This window comes from Psychrobacter sp. H8-1, assembly GCF_904846575.1.
GTDB lineage: Bacteria > Pseudomonadota > Gammaproteobacteria > Pseudomonadales > Moraxellaceae > Psychrobacter > Psychrobacter fulvigenes.
On the sequence record NZ_CAJHBG010000001.1, the window covers coordinates 1,437,442 to 1,455,869 of the forward strand.

At 43.9% G+C, this 18,428-nt stretch carries 11 protein-coding genes and 1 tRNA gene; 7 read left to right on the forward strand and 5 right to left on the reverse strand.

What is annotated here, in order from left to right; translation table 11 throughout:
- Positions 1-91 precede the first annotated feature (91 nt).
- From JMY01_RS05970 to JMY01_RS05980, 3 genes are read left to right on the forward strand one after another with little or no spacing between them, the layout of a single operon-like run.
- A complete protein-coding gene (locus tag JMY01_RS05970) occupies positions 92-952 on the forward strand; it encodes a hemin ABC transporter substrate-binding protein (protein WP_265089847.1) in 861 nt (286 codons plus the stop codon).
- 48 nt (positions 953-1,000) lie between these two features.
- Positions 1,001-1,987, forward strand: a complete 987-nt coding sequence (locus JMY01_RS05975) for an iron ABC transporter permease (protein ID WP_201574717.1) — start codon at positions 1,001-1,003, stop codon at positions 1,985-1,987.
- 15 nt (positions 1,988-2,002) lie between these two features.
- Positions 2,003-2,860, forward strand: coding sequence for an ABC transporter ATP-binding protein (locus tag JMY01_RS05980; RefSeq protein ID WP_201574718.1), 858 nt, complete (start codon positions 2,003-2,005; stop codon positions 2,858-2,860).
- Positions 2,861-2,981: 121 nt separating this feature from the next.
- Here the strand turns inward: JMY01_RS05980 and JMY01_RS05985 are convergent, their stop codons facing one another.
- Entirely contained in the window at positions 2,982-3,878 is an 897-nt protein-coding gene (locus JMY01_RS05985; protein ID WP_201574719.1) for a LysR family transcriptional regulator, read from the reverse strand.
- A gap of 279 nt (positions 3,879-4,157) precedes the next feature.
- On the opposite strand from JMY01_RS05985, the gene JMY01_RS05990 reads away from it, so the two are divergent.
- Entirely contained in the window at positions 4,158-5,006 is an 849-nt protein-coding gene (locus JMY01_RS05990) for an SDR family NAD(P)-dependent oxidoreductase (protein ID WP_201574720.1), read from the forward strand.
- Between the two features lie 109 nt (positions 5,007-5,115).
- On the forward strand, positions 5,116-6,174 hold the full coding sequence (locus JMY01_RS05995) for a zinc-binding alcohol dehydrogenase family protein (RefSeq protein WP_201574721.1): 1,059 nt from the start codon (positions 5,116-5,118) through the stop codon (positions 6,172-6,174).
- Positions 6,175-6,294: 120 nt separating this feature from the next.
- Here JMY01_RS05995 and JMY01_RS06000 read toward each other — a convergent pair whose 3' ends face one another.
- The 4 genes from JMY01_RS06000 to JMY01_RS06015 all read right to left on the reverse strand — a co-directional run bounded on the left by JMY01_RS06000 (position 6,295) and on the right by JMY01_RS06015 (position 8,718).
- Positions 6,295-6,690, reverse strand: a complete 396-nt coding sequence (locus JMY01_RS06000; RefSeq protein ID WP_201574722.1) for an ACT domain-containing protein — start codon at positions 6,688-6,690, stop codon at positions 6,295-6,297.
- 462 nt (positions 6,691-7,152) lie between these two features.
- A tRNA-Arg gene (locus JMY01_RS06005) sits at positions 7,153-7,228 on the reverse strand.
- A gap of 73 nt (positions 7,229-7,301) precedes the next feature.
- Positions 7,302-8,120, reverse strand: a complete 819-nt coding sequence (locus tag JMY01_RS06010) for a hypothetical protein (protein ID WP_201574723.1) — start codon at positions 8,118-8,120, stop codon at positions 7,302-7,304.
- A gap of 85 nt (positions 8,121-8,205) precedes the next feature.
- Positions 8,206-8,718: a hypothetical protein gene (locus JMY01_RS06015; protein ID WP_201574724.1), complete on the reverse strand. Its 513-nt coding sequence runs from the start codon at positions 8,716-8,718 to the stop codon at positions 8,206-8,208.
- Between the two features lie 499 nt (positions 8,719-9,217).
- Between JMY01_RS06015 and JMY01_RS06020 the strand changes: the two genes are divergently transcribed.
- Both JMY01_RS06020 and JMY01_RS06025 read left to right on the forward strand, forming a co-directional pair.
- Positions 9,218-13,750, forward strand: coding sequence for an exodeoxyribonuclease V subunit gamma (locus JMY01_RS06020; RefSeq protein WP_201574725.1), 4,533 nt, complete (start codon positions 9,218-9,220; stop codon positions 13,748-13,750).
- A gap of 189 nt (positions 13,751-13,939) precedes the next feature.
- On the forward strand, positions 13,940-18,394 hold the full coding sequence (locus JMY01_RS06025) for a UvrD-helicase domain-containing protein (RefSeq protein ID WP_374220364.1): 4,455 nt from the start codon (positions 13,940-13,942) through the stop codon (positions 18,392-18,394).
- Positions 18,395-18,428: the final 34 nt, after the last annotated feature.

Genomic DNA, 18,428 nt, shown 5'->3' on the forward strand with positions numbered 1-18,428 from the left:
CAGCTGTTATGTGAGCTATTTTGAGTCCTTAATGAACGTTAGTGCTCCTTTCAATAGTGTCATCTTTTAGGTTAGCAAATTAGGAATAATTATGTCTTCTGTATTATCAAAAATAATATTAACGAACAACTTGGTTATAAATACAAAATTTGCCACTCGTACGATCAGCAGTGCTGTCATCATTGGGTCATTGGCAGTGCCATCGCTTTCTGCTCAAGCTTATGAGCGTATCGTCGCTATGAGTCCCGATGTCGCCGATGTGGTTGTGGCGCTAGGAGCGACCAATAAGCTGGTGGGCAAAGATGCGACCAATAACAATCCAGCGTTAAAGAATGTACCAACCGTGGGTCTGCATCGTAATATCACCGCCGAGTCAGTGTTAGCCGTTAAGCCAGATCTGGTACTCGGCAGTTATATGGTACAGCCGGCAAGTATTTATCAGCGGCTAAACGGCTTAAAGGTTAAAGCTGTCAATGTCGCGCCCAAAGAAGAAATCAGCACCTTTGCAAGCAGTATTAAATCTATCGGCAGTTACGTTGATAAAAAATCTGCCGGGTCGCAGCTTGCAAATCGTTGGCAGGCAGAGATGAGCCCTATGGCAAAAACTGGTAAGCGCTATCTGCTAAGTTACGATGGTCGTATCGTTGCAGGTAAGGGCACGGTAGGCGATGAGTTGATTCGTCGTGCTGGTGGAATTAATGCGGCAAACGTTTCGGGGTTGAAACCTATGTCGCGTGAAGGCTGGCTGGCAGCCAAGCCTGATGTCATCATTATTGCTGATCACAATCAGGCAGTGGTTGGCGGTGTCAGTCAATTTAGTAAACGTCCAGAGGTTGCGGCCAGTGCTGCTGGTAAAAATGGAGGCGTACACTTTTGGCCAGCCGATGACTTTTTACGATATGGTCTGAACTCACCGCAAGTCTTAAAAAAGCTGAACGCTGTAGCAAGATAGCCTAAGTAAGCAATAACCTCCCTTATATTCAATAAAACGATATCTCACATGGCAAATACGATTTCCGCTTCTATCCCTATACAAACTGGAAAATACAAACATAGCATCTATTATGTTGCCGCTACTGTCGCATCTGTGCTGCTAATTTGGTTGGCGCTTGGTATTGGCTTTGGCGAATGGTCAAGCCCTAGCCATCTTGACGATACTATCTGGCAGCTACGCTATCCGCGTGTGGTGACGGCATTGTTGGTTGGTATGGCATTGTCAGTTAGTGGTGCAGCATTACAGGCTTTATTTGAAAACCCTTTAGCTGACCCAAGTTTAATTGGTACATCAGGTGGCGCAGCGCTTGGTGTTGTTTTGGTTCTGGCACTGGGGTTTGGGGGCATTGGGATACCGCTTGCTGCGTTTACCGGAAGCGTATTGGTATGCTTGTTTATTCTTGCTTGTCATCGGTTTTTGGGTGGCGGTCAGATGGGCTTGCTGATATTGGGATTTGTGATCAGCGCTTTTTGTGCAGCTGTGGTTAGCCTGATTTTATTCATGTCTGATGACATGGTGCTGCGCTCGGCGACCAATTGGCTGTCAGGAAGTATGGCAGAAGCGGGCTTTGTGCCACTGCGTTATTCAATTATTTCTATGGTCTTGGGGCTGGCTATTTTGTTGCCATTAGGTCGTCAGTTAGATGGATTGATGTTAGGTGAGGCAGCTGCTAAGTCCTTGGGTATCAAGGTGGGTGTGGTTCGTTGTTTGGTCGTGATTGCTTCGGCGTTATTGACAGGGGCAGCGGTGTCTTTAGCAGGTGTCATTGGTTTTATTGGTATGATGGTGCCAAACCTGCTGGCTATTCTGTTTGGTGGCGGACGTATGCGCCTCATGGTTTGGTCTGGCTGGCTTGGGGCGATATTATTACTCGTCATTGATGGCACAGCTCGGCATGTTGCTTATCCAGTGGATGTTCCCGTTGGCATCGTTTTAGCGTTACTTGGCGGTCCATTCTTTATTTGGCTGTTTGTGCGTAGTAGCCGCCGTTAATCAAAGAAGGTATTTATGTTTCATTCATTTTTTACCGCTACATCAAAGACATCGCCAGTGAATCGAGACAATCGTATGAATAGTAGTAATATCAAGGGTAGTGATGCAGGCGAATTGCTATCGATGCAAGATATTCATATCTCGCACGGTCATAAAACATTGTTGAAGGTAGACAAACTAACCGTGCCAAGCCAAAAACTGGTCGCCTTTATCGGACCCAATGGCGCGGGTAAAAGCACGTTGCTGCATACGGTCTTGGGTCAGCATACGGGAACCGCGCTTAAAACAGATGGCCATATTCTGATTTACGGCCAGCCGATCAACGAAGTCATGAATCATGGCCATATCGCTTGGGTTGGACAACATGAGCGTTTTGAGCTGCCGCTTACGGTACTGGATTATGCGCTATTAGGGGTCTCACCAAATCTTGCTTGGTATCAGCGCCCAAATAGCAATCATGTTGAGCGCGCGCAACACTTACTACAGGATTTTGAATTATTAAGTTTGGCCAGTGCTCGCGTGCAAACCTTATCAGGTGGTGAGAAACAGCGTTTGGCTATCGTGCGTGCGCTGATGCAAGATACTGATATTATGATGTTTGATGAACCGACCAATCATCTCGATATCCGCCATCAGCGCTTCTTACTTCATTACTTGCACAATCTGGTGCGACAGCAGCGCAAAAGTATATTGGTTGTCCTCCACGATTTGACCCATGCACATCGCTATACTGATGAGGTAATTTTGTTAAATGATGGACAAATTGTTGCGCAAGGAACACCAGTTGAGGTAATGACACGTTCACAATTAAGTGATGTTTATGGTGTTGATATCAAAGTACATCAAACTGAGGATGGTTCAGTATTTGTATAGATTTTATAACGAGATCGAAATTGTTTTTCTATAAAGGCTCTTTGTCCTACCTGAGGAGTAAGAATTGAGCTTTATAAGCTTTATTTTGCGGTGTATTCAATGCTAGCTTCAGCTTCTCGCTCTAAATATGCTGTACACATTCGATTAAATATTCCTTTACTGCGTTAAATAGTGGATCAATTAACCGTCTTTCAGGACAAATCAAATAGAGCAGATAGGGGGCAACTTGCCAGCCATCTAAGTCAATCTCAAGCAGTCGGCCTGTTTTTATATCAGCTGCGACATCTAGACGTGACTTTAGCGCTATGCCGTGCCCCAATATTGCCCAGCGTCTGACTACATCACCATCTTTGCTACGTCGATTGCCCGATACTGCGACATTGATTTGCTTACTTTCTCGCTCAAACGTCCAATGGCTAAAGTATTTATCATTGTGCCCAACACAGAGACAATTATGCTCAGTCAAATCTTTTGGTGTCTTTGGTTCGCCATATTGTGCTAAATTTTCTGGCGCGGCACAAAGCACGGGACGATTGTCCAAAACGATGGGCAATGCTACCAATGAAGAATCTTTCGGGATTCCATAACGCAGTGCCAAGTCAATCTGCTGTCCATATAAATCCACATGACCATCAGAGACATGCAACTGCAAACTCACTTTGGGATGAGTATCCATAAACGTATCAAGCCAAGGTAGCACCCAGTTGCGCCCTAAATCTGAAGGCGCTGACAACCTTATCGTACCGGTTAGCTCAGCATCATTATCATGCAGTCCCGCATAAGCATTATCCAAAATTCCCAGTGCATCCTTACAGTGTTGCAAAAACTGTTCACCCTTGCTGGTTAAGCGTAGCTTGCGCGTCGAGCGGATAAATAATACGGTATCGATATCATTTTCTAAGCGTTTAATAGAGGCACTTACTACTGCTGGCGAGAGGTCCATATGACGCGCACATGCAGACAAGCTGCCCATCCGTGCTGTCTCTATAAAAATACGTAAATCTTGTAGATTTTTCATGATTTCATCTTGTTGAGATATTTAAAATGGGAATATCTAAAACTAAATAGAATGGTTTGGTTGGTTATTTTATTGTCTTAAATATAACAAATAATAGCTTAAGTAACCGCTTAAAAATCAGCCACTTTCAAAATAATATTGAAAGTGTTTTCGGGTATAGCCACTGTTTGAATCACAACACTTTCATTACAATGGGCGCTATTACGATGGATAAAATAGAACACACATCCAAAATTTAAACAGTCGCTTAACTAACAACTCAAACAATAAGGACAGCTCATGACTAAGACTATTTTAATTACTGGCAGCACTGATGGCATTGGCAAATTGACGGCTTTAAAACTGGCAGAAGCTGGGCATCAAGTGTATGTGCATGGTAGAAATGCCGACAAACTTGCCAGTGTCATTGCAGAAGTCAAAGCGGTAGCGACAGGCGCAGCAGTAGATAATATCGACGGGTTTGTGGCTGATTTTTCTGATCTAACCGATGTACTCAAGATGGCAGCAGAAGTGAACGAAAAGCTGCCAAAGCTTGATGTACTCATAAACAACGCAGGGATTTATACAACCGCATCGCCAACGACCAAAGACGGATTGGACGTACGCTTCGTGGTCAATTATCTAGCGCCTTACGAGTTAACCAACGCCTTATTACCACTGCTTAAGAAGTCTGATAAAGCTCGTATCGTAAATCTAAGCTCAGCGGCTCAAGCTCCCATATTATATAAGGCATTTGCAGGACAAGACCATCTCGCTGATAAAGATGCCTATGCGCAAAGTAAGCTGGCACTAACGATGTGGAGTATGGATTTAGCCGACACAGTTGCGGCAGATGACATCAATGTGATCGCTGTCAATCCAGGCTCGCTATTGAATACAAAAATGGTTGATGAAGCTTATGGGCAACATTGGTCATCAGCAGATAAAGGGGCAAATATCCTAACTGAACTTGCCATCTCAGATGAGTTCGCTGACGATACTGGTAAATATTTTGATAATGACATTAAAGATGGCGTCCATGGTGACGCAAGAGGGGCGTTCGGACAACCGCATGCAGACGCTCTAAATAAAGAAGCTATTGCAGAGCTTGAACGCCAAACTCAGACAGTATTGCAGTCGATTTCATAATAGCGACAAAATCTATAGCGACAAAAGCTGCACCAGTAACGTCATCCTAAAAATAATTTTACTCTAAGCATTACCACATTCAATTCATTTATCATCAGGAATAAAAACGATGCAAACTACAAAAGCCATTGGCTATCAAGACAATTTACCTATCGATAACGAACAAGCACTACAAGATATCACTCTTAATAAACCGACTGCTTCAGGCCATGACATATTGGTTGAAGTTAAAGCAATATCCGTCAATCCAGTAGATTATAAAATCCGTGCATCGCGTCCTGCACCAGAGGGTGAGTATGCTGTGATTGGTTGGGATGCTGCCGGTACTGTGACGGCTATCGGTGACGAGGTTAGTCTATTTTCAGTAGGGGATAACGTTTATTACGCAGGCGACTTGACTCGTTCAGGCAGCAATGCTCAGTATCAGCTCGTCGATGAGCGTATCGTTGGGCACATGCCAGCCTCTTTGTCTTTCGCTGAGGCGGCTGCCTTACCACTGACTACTATCACTGCTTGGGAGATGTTATTTGACCGTCTACAAGTGCCTGTTTCTGATAGTTCGACGGATGAAAACGGTAATGATGAGAATACTAATGACGTTTCAGTATTAGTGATTGGCGCGGCGGGCGGGGTAGGCTCAATCTTGACGCAACTATTAAAAGCACGAACGTCAGCTACCATTATTGGTACTGCTTCAAGAGATGAGAGTGTACAGTGGCTCAAAGATTTGGGCGCTGACTATGTTATCAATCACCGCAATCCTTTGTCTGATGAGCTGCAAAAAACGGGCATTACTGAAGTAGACTATGTCGTGAGTCTCAATAACACCGAAGAGCATTATGAAGAAATTATTAAATGCTTAAAGCCTCAAGGTAAACTTGGACTGATTGATGACCCAGCAGCATTAGACGTCCTAGCGCTTAAAGCCAAAAGCTTAAGCCTACATTGGGAGTTTATGTTTGCCCGCTCAATGTTTAATACGCCAGACATGATTGAACAGCACCGTTTATTAAATGCAGTGGCAAAATTGATTGATGCCGGCGAGATTAAAACCACGGTTGCTCATAACCTTGGCATTATAACGGCTGAACATTTACGCAGTGCGCATCAGATGTTAGAGAATCGTCAAGCGCATGGTAAAGTGGTATTAGAAGGCTGGCCTGTATAAAGCGTTACATTATATGGCTTTTAGTACTGTGGAGTCTCTAGCAGGTTGATCTTCGCCTACAAAGTTTACTCGGACAAGCTTGATTCAGGTTTTGTAGGCGAAGTTTTATGTTTTTCAGTATTATTGACTGAGCTCTTTTAGGGCTAATAAAGCCTGCTCTGCTTTTTCAGCTGATACAAAAGTATGGTCGTGATAGTAAGCCGCAATAACATTGGCGCTAATGCCTGTTGTGGTCAGTACGGTTGACACGGCTGCCGTCAAGCCAACAGCATCAAGACTGGAATGGACCATCAAGGTGATTTTTCGAAAAATACCTTCGTATTTCAGACCTGCTTTATCAGCTTGATCCTTGGTTAGTACCAAAGTTAAGCCCTCTGATTCTAAAAACGTGGCAACCGGCTTTAACTCTATATATTCAGACAGCTCTCCTGAAACCGTACAAAACACGAATTTGTCTTGAGTAAGTTCAGGCTTCATCGAAGCAAGTAGCTGATCTAAGTCTTTGATTCCTGACATATTACTTCCATTTGGTGTGAACTAAGTCTATATCCCGTTCTTTATTAATGGTGAAGTGATTGTTGTCGATGCCTAAGCATATCTCCTAAAATATAATCTATACTGAATAGTATTACTACTAAGAGTTTAAATAACAGAGGTTGTATCCGTGAGGAGGTATGAATAGTTACTCCTAGCAAACTTTTAAAACAATCTTACCGACATGTTTCTTTTCCAAGAACACCTCATTAATAATATCTACTGAGAGAATTATACTTTACACATCAGATTTTCATATTATATTAGTAATAGCGTATGGGGCTTTTTCGACCCATCAGAGTTAAGTAAATCTATAACAAGTATAGATTTGGTTTGGATAATTTGAGTATGGGTTTTTAGAGTACATAAGGTTATATATAGATACCAGAAAACCCTTGTAGTATAAGACTTACAAGGGTTTTCTGGGGTTATTCATATATTAACTGGTGCGCTTACAGGGACTCGAACCCCGATCGATCGCTTAGGAGGCAACTGCTCTATCCTGTTGAGCTATAAGCGCATTGTGGGGTGACATTGTAGAAAAAAGAAGCCATAAAAGCAATTAATAAAACCCAAATAGATAAGGTTTGTATTTATTCGCCATTACTGAGCGCGTCAGCAACTTCTACTGAGCTTTCATTTTCTGTAGGTTGTGCACGTGAGGTGGGATTGAACAAATCATCAAGAGTGTTTCTATAGCCTTCAATATTGCTATAATCATATTGTTTCAAGATATCTTGTCCCATGCTTGACAGCAAAAAGTTTCGAAAGCTGACTGCAGCAGGGTTATCTGTCACTATGACACCATCTACTGCTTGAGTGCCTTTGAGAGCATAGCTAAAGGACACCAGTTTACGCGCCTGTGTATTGTCATCTTGAACGGATCCCTCGCTGGCTTCGTCATCGCCGGTCATGTTATCTGCTACGACATCGTCTTGTGCTGGGCTATTGATAGTATCAGTATTATTATTAATTTCATTCTGAGCATCATTCAGTAGGCTCTGTAGCGGCGACAAGCGCTCTTCAGGCAATCTATCATTGGCCAAGATAATGTCGGTGTTGACAGCGTATTTAGAAGGCAGACTGTTAGAAGTGTCTGGCAAGGTCATCAAGCGATAAGTGGGAACGTAGTGAGCGATGACTTGCACATTTGAATGACGGGCCTCAAAATGGCCGATGACATCATCCAGAGCGGTCTTTAGATCGTCCTCTGCTTGTAGGTGCAATACATCAGTAGCAACCTTCTCCGTATCCTCCTCACTGTCGATAGTTTCTTCACGAGTTTCGCTAAATGAAATTGGCATTGGGTCTATATTCTTGCGATTGTTGCTCCATAGCCAAGCAAAAATACCAATAAAGATGATCAGTATTAGCAAAACTAGCATGGCCAGTAGGAACTTATGGTCTTTCATGATGCAAGGCTCATTTATTGATTTATTATTCGGTTTTTTACTGTTTGTTTGTTATATATAAATTGCTCTGATTACTATTGTTAAATCAGCGGTGACGATTGAGCACGTCATTAGTTAAGTCTGCGAGCATATCGGCAAAGACATCAGTTTCTGCAGAAGAGGAAGAGGGGTTGTTAGTATTATTAATAGTGTCATTTGTCTCGTTTTTTACCGAGATTTTTGCAGCCTTGTCATCTGAGCTGGGTATTGTGGTGGTTGATAGGTGAGCAGCCAATGGCGATTTGCCAGCATTTAGTAGCTCTTTTAGCCATTCAAAACCATGAAATGCCCACCATGACTCAAAGCGCGGAAGTGTACTACCACGTACTGCGGCGGGCAAGTTTAAAGTGCGCAGCTTTTGCGCCAATATAGGATCAGCGATGGCTTGATTGCTACTTAGGTACAGCGTATTGATGTCGCCATCATACGGTTGGCGACGCTGCCAAGCGGCGTAATCAATTTTCATGCGAGGCAATTGCCACAGCTCACCGCGAAAGTAAACGACATAACGTCGTCTTTCGGGATTCACAAAAATAGCATCTATGGGACGCAGTGGCATAAATTAGGTTATCTCGTTATTGCAAGGTTAATTGTTACAAGGTTAAAGACATGGTGGCCAAGCTAGTAGCTACTAAAATTGGTAAATATATGACTTTTGGATAATAAATGATAATAGCAAAATCAAAACTAAGACAAGGCGACACTGGTTGTCGTAAGTGCTGCTGGTATCTCGGTAGTGAGCTAGTAAATTGAAGGTATCAGTGGCACACTATCTGCAACAATCAATTGTCTTGTATGCAGCCTATCATTCAACGCAGTCATCTTAGCAGAAATATATAATAGGTACGACAGCTAAACATGAATTCATGAGGTTGTGCTTTTATCTTCTCGCGCCTATACATCGTTTTTTAGCATTTGATGACGTATTATGCTGTACTTGCTTATTTTATTTGGTTCCATTTAGACTTTTTTAGCTAAAAGCTTATGGTCTATATTTTTATTTAGCGGTCAGTTTTTTGCATGTTTTTCATCTTATTATCATAATTAGAATACAACCTATGTTTAAAATCATTCAGTCCCACCGTACCGAGCTTTTGGTTGAGCAGTTGTTGGAAGCTTATAAGTCCAAAAACCAACCCATTTTTGAAGAGTTTGTGGTCATTGTGCCGTCAATGGTACTTGGTGATTGGCTAGATAAGTCTATTGCAAGCCAAGCGGGTATCAGCACCTTAGTGACGACGACGTTTTGGGGTCAGTATCAGTGGACATTGATGCAGGATGTGTTGATCCGCCACAATGCCTATTTACTAGAACAAAACCCTGAAGCGTCAACGTTGAATGTGCCTGAGGTGGCAGTGCTGTCACCAACGGTAATGCAGTGGCGCTTATTTGGTTATTTGACTTATTACCAAGAGGCGATTGTCGCTGATGAAAAACATCCCGTTCATCCACTGCTGGCGTCTTTGATTGATGAGCCGCAAGAAGAAGATCAGCAGGATAAGGCACAGCAAGATGCGCGTATTTGGCAGCTGGCAAGTGATTTGGCGAGGGTGTTTAACCGCTATTTGACCCATCGTGAGGACTGGTTAGATCTATGGTCACACAATAAGCAGCTTAATGTAGATGCGCTGATAGCGGATAAGGATGCACTATCCTTGCGCTTCGATAAGTATGCACGTGGCACCCCTGAATGGTTGGTGGCGCACTATGTAGAGTTAGAGGTCGCCCAGCGTTTCTTATGGTCGCATTTGTTTGCCGATGTGCATCAGCACCGTGTGGCACTTGAAGATACCTTTTGGTTAGCCTTAAAAGAAAACAAGGCGAATGAGCGTGCTCAACTGCCAAAAGTTCTGCGTATTTTTACCATTCAGCAATTGCCACAAACAGAGCTCGACTTTTTACAGCGCTTGTCACAATATATGGATATCACACTGCTGCACTACAACCCATCCAAGCTGTTTTGGGCGGATATTGTTGATAAGTCGTGGCTACAGCGTCAGCAGATTATTAACCCTGAAAGCGTGTTTCTGCGCGATTATGGGCACAGTTTGCTATCGCGTTTGGGTAAGCAGTCACGTGATACCTTTGCGATGCTTGCTAATTTATCGGGTAATGAGCAATACCAAGATGCACTCGTCGAGTGGCAGGATATTTTTAATGAGGGCGATGATAGCAATGATGGCTTGCGCGACGAGTTCGGTATTAATTTTGATGACAGCGCTCAACATATGCAAGATAGCGCAAGTTTATTAAGGCGTTTGCAAAATGATGTGTTGATGCTCGATGAGCAGTCTACCCAGCAAGCAACCGCGGCCAAAGTATCACAAGCAGTCAGTAAACAACTAGAGACGGGCTCTAATCAAGACGAGCAAGAAACGCCGTGGTATGACGATGAAGCGTTAGAGAATAAACGCTTTGAGAAGGAGCGTTTTTGGGCCATGTCTGCGCAAGATAATAGCCTAAGTATTCATTCATGCCATAGTTTGCAGCGTCAACTTGAAGTACTGCGTATTATGATTGGGCGCTGGTTGAATGAGCCATTAAAACCTGGTGAGAAAAAGCGCCATATATCCGATATTGTCGTGTTGCTGCCCGATGTTGAGCGTCACCATGCGCTGATCAGCTCTATTTTCGTCAGCGGTAAAGGTCAAGACGGTTTAACCCTGCCTGCAAAGGTTACGGGTGTTGTCGATGCGGATATTCGTCAGCTATGGGAAGCCATTATTGGTTTTTATAAGCTATTAGGCAGCCATAGTGCCCGCTTTGAAGCCGCTGAGGTGCTTGATTGGCTAATGCTGCCACCGCTGTATGAAAGTTTTGGCTTAACCCATGACCAGATGAGCCGTGGCTGTGATTTACTGGTAGAGGCAGGCTTTATTCGCGGCTTTGATGAATGGCATCTTAAACAAACCCTAGATAGCAACGACTATGACTACCGGTTTACCTTTGCTCAAGCGTTAGATAGATTGACTTTGGGTCTGGTGATGCCAGAGGCCAGTTTGAGCGACTGCTTATATCCTTTGGCACAGGAAGATTGGCCAAGCACTGCCTTGCCAGAGATGAGTTTGCCGCTGCCGCAAGTGAGCCTAAATGATGCGATGATTGTTGAAGCGCTTTGTCGTATTTATGCCGGTTTGACCGCGCGCCGTGATGATCATACACAAAAACTTAAAGCGGAGGATTGGCTTGATCAGATTGAGAAACAAGTCATTCACCGCTACTTTGGTGATGTCGATCAAACCCGTACGATGCGCGCCATCTACAATGCGATGAATGGCTTTAAATCAAGCCTGAGAGCCAATCGCCACTATAGACAGTATGCCAGTAGTGATAGTGTCAGGAATGCTAACAAAAAAGAAGTAGAGCAAAGGCTGGCAGGCGTTGAGCAGTTGCCATTAAAGCTAAATTTTATGTTGGACAGTATTGAGGCGGAGCTTGAGAGTCAGCAGGTCAGTGCCGAGCCGACTGGGGTGATTACCTTTGGTCGATTTGGTGCGTTAAGAAACGTGCCTTTTGATTTGGTGGTGATGCTCAATATGGATCTCTCTGAATTCCCTGGGCGTGATCTTGATAATCGCTATGATTTGATGAAAGCCACCAATGCCCGCCGCGGTGATAGAGTCAGTGAAGATGATGATAATGGTGCGTTTTTAGACGCATTGCTTTGTGCGCGCAGTGCTTGCTGGATATTTTATAACGGTCAAAGTCTGACAGACACCCACGAGCACCTGCCAGCCAACCCAGTGAGTGAGCTATTGCAGTTTTTGCAAGGTGAGGTGCAGTGGCAGGTCAACTCGCTTGAAGCGTTAGACACATTGCCTGAGAATGTTGACTCTATCACCGAGAGCCTTAAGCGTTATTTACCTAAATTGATTAAGCAGTGGCTGGTGACTGAGCATCCAGCTTTGCCTTTTCATGAGAGTTTGTTTGAAACAGACATTGAAGACGCAGATGTTTGTGAGCAAGCGTCTGACACTCCTAAGCTCAATTTGCATGAAAGCGCAGCTATCCACACTGACAATAATATTCAAGACAACAGCCTTATTAATAATGCAGATGGGTTAGATGTTCTTTTGAATAAAGCCATGCGCAAAACCAAGCTGGCGCAAAAACGTCAATTTCCGCCTGCGCCGCTTTGGCAAGCTGTGTTTCATACCTTAAAAGGCCGAGCATTTAGTGAACATGCAGAACTGGTTGGCTTGCCTACCAAAGCACAGTACGAATCAATCGCTCAGCTGCTTGGTCAATCTCTAGGTCAGTTAGGACAAGTAGACAATCAAACCTTAGCTACATTGGCTGAGATGCTGTCATTAGAAGCGACCGCTGTCTCCAGTGATTCTGGTGAGATTAATGACCTTACTAAAAAGGCACTTTCCGAAACTGTATTTAACATTGGAGAGATAGACGTTGAAGGGGTATTGGCGTATCAAGTGCGGCATCCTGCTAAGGCATTTTTACGTACTCAAAAGGTGCATGTGGTGCAAGGCGAGGAAGCGATGGCTCATCAAGAGCCGCTATTTCTAGACAATCTGACAACTTATCAGATTAAAGAGTATTTGATTAATGAGCTGGCGAGCGATGCAGCTAATAGCAGTACCGACAGCACAGCCACGCAAGACAGCCCAATTCTAATGTATCAAAAAATCATGCCAGCAGGTGTGGCGCGTCAAACGACCTTGCCCAATCAACAACAAAAACTGCAGCAGCAATGTCAGGAATTTAAAGAGCAGCTAATTGCTAATGGCTGGGACAATGGCTTGGATGATGCTCAGATATTGGAGGCGAGCGATATAGGTGGTTTGCAGCTACTGACCCCAACCACCGAACATCCCGTTCAGCTAGAGCTAGCGGCTGTATTAAATGATACTGATAATGCGCCATTACTGAAGCTATTACCCCAATTCATTAAGATAAAAGGCTCAGTACCAATATCAGTTCCTACATCAATACCAACATCAGTATCGATAGATGCAAATCACCATCGCGCTAATCTACAGGCTGGCGTATCCTATGCCGAGCAATCCCCCAAGCAGTGGTTAAACATACTGCCCAATTCTGCCAGTCCCAAACATTTAATCAAGTTTTGGTTGTCGCATCTGTATTGGCAAGTTGCCAGACGTACCACTGCTGAGCAAGTGGCTCTGAATGATGGCGTGAGTATTTGGCGCTTTAACAAGTCCAACTCGCAAGTTGGTAAATATAAAGATGTAATCGCATTTAAGTTAAGCCCTATTGTGTATGAAGATGCCGTGGTTGAGCTGATAAAGTGGGCGATATTTGGCAAGCTAGTCGGTCAAGTGCCGATTACCTTATTGCCAGAATATGCGCTCAGTTATCTTGATAAGTGTGCAAACGCGGCAGAGAGTGAAGATGAGAGCGGCAGCTATTGGCCAAAACGCGCAGACTTCTCAGATTGGCTAAGACCTAACTATCACGTAGACACGGTATACGATACCTGCTCGCAGCATGCCATTTGGCAATACGTACTGCGTGATCAAGACGCATTTAAAGCCCTATCAGCAGCATTAACGACGTTAGCACAGCCGCTGTATGAGCCAATGTTCACAGCGCTAGTTGGTCTAGATAATTAGCAGGCTAGCTGGTTACTTAAAACTGTTTAAAACGGTTCGTTTTTTGCCCTTTGGTTTAATTGATAATAAAAAGTGTACGCCCCTATGACAGAATTTACCGCCACCACTCACATCATGGACATTTCTACCCAGCCACACTCATTTGATACATATCAGGGTATGACTGACAGTGAGGTTGCGAATCACGACATGACCAAGCCTAACAGTAAGGCGGAGGTGATACCAGCGGTTGATGTTGCATTGACGGGTCGGCATCTTATCGAAGCGTCAGCCGGTACTGGTAAAACGTGGACACTAACTGGCATTGTACTGCGTCTGTTGATTGAAGCACGGCGTGCGCCAGAGCAAATCATTGCGACGACCTTTACCCGCGCTGCGGCTGCTGAGATGCGTCAGCGCATTCATGATCGTTTGGTGGATTTTTATCAGCTGCTGCAATGGGTGAATAGCCTGAGTGCTGACCCCGCTAATAAAGACAGTTTGTATCCGCATATACTACAGGTGACACCTGATAGTGATAAGGATAAGCAAGCACAAGCAGTCAATAGCTCAAATACGGATTCAAACGCTGAAACAGATGTTGATGAACTAAATCAAGACATTGTTTATGACAAAGCTCATGACAAAAAAGCCGCTGCTGAAAAGCGTGCACAAGCAACAAAAGATCGTGAGGATTGGTTAGTCGCTCAGGCTAAATATGTGCGCTTAGATGACATCATGCAAGACCCTATCAATCTGCATCTGGTCGGCTACTTGCTTGATCATGTATACAGCTATCCAATGACAGAAGCCATTCGACGCACGGCGCTGGTATTAACCACCTTGGATAAGCTGTTTGTCGGCACTCTTGATAGTTTGGCGCAAAAATGGTTGAAGGAGTACAGTAGCGAGACCGGTCATCAGCAAGGCATGGCTATTATTGAAGACAGCAGTATTGAGCAAGTGACGGACAGTATTGTTCATGATGAACTGCGTCAGTTTCAAAGTAGGCTGTATCACGAGCAGCCTAAATTGTATGCATTGATGGATCAGCAAGGTAAGCTGACGGCGGTGGGCGATCATAAAAGTTATGTAACTCGGTCGCTGAATTTTATTTCTGCGCCGATTAATGAAGTTGTAAGCAGTGATTTTTCTTTTGAGGGTTATGAGAGGCTTATCCACAGTATCATTGAGCGCAGCGATGAGCTTGATGCTTTTTTTAAGCCTGATGGCGAATATTATGAAGTTCCCAAAGGACAGTTGCAGAATAACAGAGAGTCTTGGCCGAAAATCGTTCAAGTGTTAGAAGAGTCTGGTCCCGCCTCTTATAAGTTCATATCAGACAAAAAAACTTATACTGGAAAGTTAATTGAAGCTTTTCAGAAAACTGATGATATAGGCAAACAGTTCTACAAGCCAAAAGACGGTGAAAGAGTTAATTTAATATTTAATGAGTTGCAGGTGGTTCGTGACTTTAAACGGTATATTGAAGAAAGTAAAAAGCTTGATGAATACATAGTTAGCGTATTAGCCAATCTCAATCGCCATATCGTGCTGGCGGTTCGTGACAGACTGCCGGTTATCTTAGAAGAGCGCGGTGAAACCACCTTTAGCTTGCAGATGGTACGCTTAAACCAAGCGTTAATCGGTCGACAAGGAGAGAAGCTGGCGCGTTATATTCGTCATCATTATCCAGTGGCTCTGATTGATGAGTCGCAGGATATCAATGGCGAGCAAGCCATTATGATTGAAAGCATCTATCTGCCAAAGCGTAAACGTAAACCGTCGGCCAATGACAAGCAGGCTACTAGCAATGAAGCCAACCATGAGTTTTTATTATTGGTAGGTGATCCTAAGCAGGCCATATATGGGTTTCGCGGCGGTGATGTTGCCAATTACAATTATATGAAAGCCCAGTTTGACAAAAGCAGCCTTTGGACGCTCGATATTAACCGTCGTTCAAACGCTAGTGTGATTAATGCTCTAAACTGCTGGTTTGGTATGCCTGCGCCAGTGACTCATGAGAATAGGCTCGCACAGTTAGGTAGTGGCATTTATTATCAACACATTAAAGCTGAAAAGCAAGAAAATCAGCTGTCTTGGTTTAATGAGCCAGACATACTAATCAGCGACCTAAATAGCGACTTAGTAAATGACGTACTCTCTGCTCAGCCAGTGAGTGTGTTGCACCTACCTTACGATAAGGACAAAGAGCTTGAATACGATGAACATGAAATCACAGCGCGTCATATTGCGACCTTACTCAGCAGTGGTCAGACATTAAAAGGCAAGCCGATTCAGCCGAGCGATATCGGCGTGCTGGCACGTGCCAAAAAAGACTTAAAACGGGTGGAAGACGAGCTGGTAAAGCTCAATGTGCCGACCTTGACCACCAGTGATGTCAGTATCTTTGAAACCGTCATGGCAGAAGATGTGGCAGCGCTGCTGAGTGCCATGCTATATCCGTATCGTCATGACATGATTAATCGGGTGCTGACCAGTCATTTGTATGGCCTGAGTATCAAAGATATCAAAGCCATGATGACTGACCATGAGTCAGGGTCTGTAGATTTAAATAGCGCTAATACAAAAGCCGTTGATAATAAGAAAAGCTATCAAGACTTTATTAGCTATTTAAAAGAAGGCACACAGCGTTGGCAGCACTTTGGCATATTATCGGCCATGCACTACTTGTTAGATCAAAGCCCTGTGCAGCCGCAAGGCGTTTGGCAAGCATTAGCAGCGCATCCAGAAGGCGATCGTCATATTATGGACTTGCGTCATGTGATGGATATATTAGCGCAGTATGGTATCGGCATGGGTGAATATGAGCTGCTGGCCTGGTTTAGACAAAACATAGATAGCGCGCCTAGCAGTGATTGGGCCAAGCAGTATCCGTTACCGACAGAGTCTGGCGTGCAGCTGATGACCATTCATAAATCAAAAGGGTTAGAATTTCCCATTGTTTATGTGCTGGGTATGGGCGATGCCAGTAGGAAGTCAGGTAATAAAGAAGACTATGGATTGTATCTTTATAACGCGCAACAGAATCCTAGCCAGCAAGATGCTATTCAACAAGACGCTATTCAACAAAACCAGTCAGCGCTAGCTCAGCAATCGACAGGCAATCAGCGCCGATTCTCTCCTGTACAAGGCTCTGCGACCACAGAGGGCTACTATACCAATATTGAGACGCAAGAGGGCTTTGATGAGATGCGCCGGCTGGGTTATGTGGCATTTACTCGCGCCAGTGAGCAGCTTTATGTGGTACTGCGAGATCCCCACAACAAAACAGGGTTTGAATTAAAGCCGGTGTTCTATTGGTTTGATTCACCAGAGCCAAAATTTGAATTGCCAGATAGACTCAAAGGCACCATAGGTATGATTAGAGGGCATAAGGTCAATGAGTTCTATAACGATAATTGTGCTGCCGCTAAAGCAGACACATTAACGGAAAGTGGATCGCCCGATTCTATTACGCCCAAAACCGAACCTATTGAGTATGATGATTTTTCAGAGGTCATGAAAATCAATTACTTTTATGGTTGGGCTAAGACCAGTTTTACCGCTTTAGCCCGTCAGCTAGACGAGTCGGCTCAGACAATGGCTGTGATGGATGAGCGTATTGATGATGCGATAGATATTGATATGACCGAAACTTCGGTTTCAGTTGTGCCATCACTGAATAATAATGAGTTTGCCAACCAAGTAGATAAGTTAAATCTCAAGCTAGAGGATGATATTCGTTTTACTTTTGTGAAAGGTGCCAATGCGGGTACATTTTTGCATGAGATATTTGAAAAAATTGATTTTAACAATAAATCCCAGTGGTCTCAGGTTATCGATAGAGCTATTAGTAGCTATCAGCTGCCATTGCTGTATAGCAGTGCCGAAACCCAAAGTCGTCGATTACAAGCGAAGAAGCAAGAGCAAGGCGATGATAGTTCATTTAACACTGATTCATTGGATTCGGACTCGATAGATGCTAGCAAGCATGCAGCTCTCATTGGCTGGATTGAAGAGGTGCTACATACGCCGCTATTGGCGTCCAATCAACCGTTATGCTCTATCGATGCAAGTCAAAGGTTCGCTGAATTAGAGTTCAATATGGGGCTGTCAGAGCGTTTTAAAGCCCAAGATATTAATAGACTCTTTCAGCAGTACCTGCCTAATGAAACCGACAAACACGTCAATCTTGTTCCGCAAAACAAAGCGCATTTATATCGTTATTTACGTGGTGAAATCGATTTGGTGTATGAGCATGCTGGCAAGTATTACGTCGTCGACTATAAGAGTAATTTTTTAGGAAATAGCCTAAGCGATTATGACGAAGATACACTCAAGCAAGCAATGTCCAAAGCAGGGTATTGGTTACAAGCAGCAATTTATCAGGTAGCGTTGCATCGATTCTTATCGATGAGGATTCATGACTATACAGGCAATGAAGATAAGTATTTAGGCGCTGTGGAGTATGTCTTTTTACGGGGCGTATATGATCCAGCTGCCCCGTTAGCTATTAAAGCAGCAGAAGAGGCTAATACGCTTGACGGTAGCAACTTAATGCACAGTAATTCAATAAGCAGTGCCCGCTATGGATTGGTGACTTGGGACATTCCTACTGATTTTATTAAAGCCCTAGATGCATTGTTTGGCATGCCAAGTTAGCAGGCTATACAAAATGCATAAAATAACGGGTTTG

Excerpts from the sequence above, each read along its gene's own strand:
- JMY01_RS05970 (WP_265089847.1), top strand. The coding sequence starts at position 92 with ATGTCTTCTGTATTATCAAAAATAATATTAACGAACAACTTGGTTATA.
- JMY01_RS05975 (WP_201574717.1), top strand. The coding sequence starts at position 1,001 with ATGGCAAATACGATTTCCGCTTCTATCCCTATACAAACTGGAAAATAC.
- JMY01_RS05980 (WP_201574718.1), top strand. The coding sequence starts at position 2,003 with ATGTTTCATTCATTTTTTACCGCTACATCAAAGACATCGCCAGTGAAT.
- JMY01_RS05985 (WP_201574719.1), bottom strand. The coding sequence starts at position 3,878 with ATGAAAAATCTACAAGATTTACGTATTTTTATAGAGACAGCACGGATG.
- JMY01_RS05990 (WP_201574720.1), top strand. The coding sequence starts at position 4,158 with ATGACTAAGACTATTTTAATTACTGGCAGCACTGATGGCATTGGCAAA.
- JMY01_RS05995 (WP_201574721.1), top strand. The coding sequence starts at position 5,116 with ATGCAAACTACAAAAGCCATTGGCTATCAAGACAATTTACCTATCGAT.
- JMY01_RS06000 (WP_201574722.1), bottom strand. The coding sequence starts at position 6,690 with ATGTCAGGAATCAAAGACTTAGATCAGCTACTTGCTTCGATGAAGCCT.
- JMY01_RS06010 (WP_201574723.1), bottom strand. The coding sequence starts at position 8,120 with ATGAAAGACCATAAGTTCCTACTGGCCATGCTAGTTTTGCTAATACTG.
- JMY01_RS06015 (WP_201574724.1), bottom strand. The coding sequence starts at position 8,718 with ATGCCACTGCGTCCCATAGATGCTATTTTTGTGAATCCCGAAAGACGA.
- JMY01_RS06020 (WP_201574725.1), top strand. The coding sequence starts at position 9,218 with ATGTTTAAAATCATTCAGTCCCACCGTACCGAGCTTTTGGTTGAGCAG.
- JMY01_RS06025 (WP_374220364.1), top strand. The coding sequence starts at position 13,940 with ATGACCAAGCCTAACAGTAAGGCGGAGGTGATACCAGCGGTTGATGTT.